We start from the raw sequence: 744 nt of genomic DNA, 5'->3' as shown, positions 1-744 counted from the left end.
TGTCCTTTCTCTCGTGCTTCGCGCTCTGCAGCTGCCATGCACGCCATATTGTCGCGCACGACCCAGAGACTATTCTCGTACGCCTCCCACTCCTTCTTTGTAAGGCGGTGGCTGTCGGCATAGTCCTCAAGCTGCTTGAATATCTCCTTTTGTGCCGTGAACGGCATTCTGCTTAATGCTTCCATATGCTTCAATACGTAAATCCATTTCTCAAAATCTGTTTCACATTCCTCCGCCTTCTTCTCGAAGAGCGGAAGCGCCAAGTAGATAAAGCGGAGCTTGTTGGACACCTGCGCCTTCGTGTCCTTGTCCGCCAATACGATGTCCGTACGGAACTTAGATACCTCGTCCGTATGCGGCATGTAGTTCATAAAACATATCGTGTAAACGGGCAGAAACTTATAGGCATCCTCGCGCTCTGCCCTACCCTTGTCCACCTGATCGAGGATGCTACGGCAGGCGTAGCAGATGGAGCGGTCGAGGAAGTTCGGCTGCCAACGGTTCTGCATCTCAACGATAAAGCGGTCGCCGGTGTCCGTCTCGCAGTAGACATCGCAGATGATGCCACGCTGGTCTTTCGTGGGTGGCAGCAGTTCCTTGTCGCGGAACGTGAGGTCCTTGACGTGTAGTTCATCGACGAGCAGGTCGTTGAGGAAACTTATCAGCAACGGTTTACTGAACTCCTGTCCGAACAGTCGTTTGAAGCCCCAGTCGGTGAACGGATTGATGTATTTGCCCATAGTC

The 744-nt window shown here is 52.6% G+C and carries 1 protein-coding gene; it reads right to left on the bottom strand.

Annotation, left to right across the window (positions count from 1 at the left end):
- Positions 1-744 (bottom strand): Rpn family recombination-promoting nuclease/putative transposase (locus HMPREF0673_RS03460; protein WP_007898032.1); only part of this gene is annotated, 744 nt, incomplete at both ends.

The sequence above is a fragment of the Leyella stercorea DSM 18206 genome (assembly GCF_000235885.1).
Lineage (GTDB): Bacteria > Bacteroidota > Bacteroidia > Bacteroidales > Bacteroidaceae > Prevotella > Prevotella stercorea.
This window is presented reverse-complemented; position numbering and strand designations above follow the sequence as displayed.